The following is a 1,334-nucleotide window of genomic DNA, read 5'->3' as shown; positions in this document are numbered from 1 at the left end:
GTCCGCCCGTGCAGCGGGCCCGGCCAGCCACGGTGGCTTCCGTGGCAGCGGTGGCGCCGACCGCGGCGACGGCGTCGGGAGCCTCGTCGACCGCCCTCGCCCCGGCGGAGCCGCCCGCTACCGACCGCACCGTCGCGGCGGCGGAGCCGGCCGCGCTGATCGGCGTCCTGCACCGGCAGCTGGACCTGATGGACCGGCAGTTGGCGCTGCTCGGCGCCGGTGCCGCCTCCCCCGCGACACCGCCGCCACCGTCGCCCCGGTCCCCCACCGAGCCGCACCCCGCGCCCGCCGAGACCGCGGCGGACACCGTGGACTTCAGCCTCTACTTCTTCGGCGACTACCCGGAGCAGGACCGGGCCGACAAGTACGACGTCGTCGTGGCGGCGGCGGAGTTCGCCGACACGCACGGATTCCACGCGGTGTGGATACCGGAGCGGCACTTCCACTCCTTCGGGGGCATCTTCCCGAACCCGTCCGTCCTCGCCGCGGCCCTCGCCGTGCGCACCCGGCGGCTGCGGCTCAACGCCGGCTCGGTCGTGCTCCCCCTGCACCACCCCGTGCGGGTCGCGGAGGAATGGTCGATGGTGGACAACCTCTCCGGCGGGCGGATCGGCCTCGGCTGCGCGCCCGGCTGGCACGCCAACGACTTCGTCTTCGCCCCGGAGAACTACGGGCGGCACAAGGCCGTCATGTACGAGCAGCTGGAGACCGTGCGGCGGCTTTGGCGGGGCGAGGCGGTCAGCGCCCGTTCCGGCAGCGGGGAGCAGATCGAGGTGCGCCTCTTTCCCCGGCCCGTCCAGCCGGATCCGCCGGTGTTCACCGCCATCGTCGGCAACCCGGACAGCTACCGCGAGGCCGCCCGGCGCGACATCGGCGTGGTCACCAACCTGATGACGCAGGACGTCGCGCGGTTGGCCGAGAACATCGCGTTGTACCGGCGGACCCGGGCCGAGCACGGCCTGGACCCGGCCGGTGGCCGGGTGGTGGTGCTCCTGCACACCTACCTGGCCGACGACGCCGACCGCGCCCGGGCGGAGGCGTTCGAGCCGTTCTGCGCGTACCTGCGCTCGTCGTTCAGCCTGCTCGGGCAGGTCGTCAACAGCCTCGGCATGAACATCGACCTGGCCGACACCCCGGACGACGACGTCCGGTTCGTGCTGGCCCGCGCCTACGAGCGTTACTGCGCGCAGCGTGCCCTCATCGGCTCCCCGGCCAGCAGCCGGGCCGTGCTCGACGCGGTGCTCGACGCCGGCGCCGACGAGATCGCCTGCTTCATCGACTTCGGCCTTCCGGCGCAGGCCGTCCGCGACGGCCTGCCGGCGATCGACGCCCTG

At 74.1% G+C, this 1,334-nt stretch carries 1 protein-coding gene; it reads left to right on the top strand.

What is annotated here, in order from left to right:
• Positions 1 to 41: 41 nt before the first annotated feature.
• Positions 42 to 1,334: LLM class flavin-dependent oxidoreductase (locus NCC78_RS31680; protein WP_250799122.1), on the top strand; the 1,293-nt coding region annotated here is incomplete at its 3' end.

Origin of the sequence: Micromonospora phytophila (genome assembly GCF_023656545.1) — a bacterium.
GTDB lineage: Bacteria > Actinomycetota > Actinomycetes > Mycobacteriales > Micromonosporaceae > Micromonospora > Micromonospora phytophila.
The sequence above is the reverse complement of the archived record's forward strand: the minus strand, read 5'-3'. Positions and strand labels throughout refer to the sequence as shown.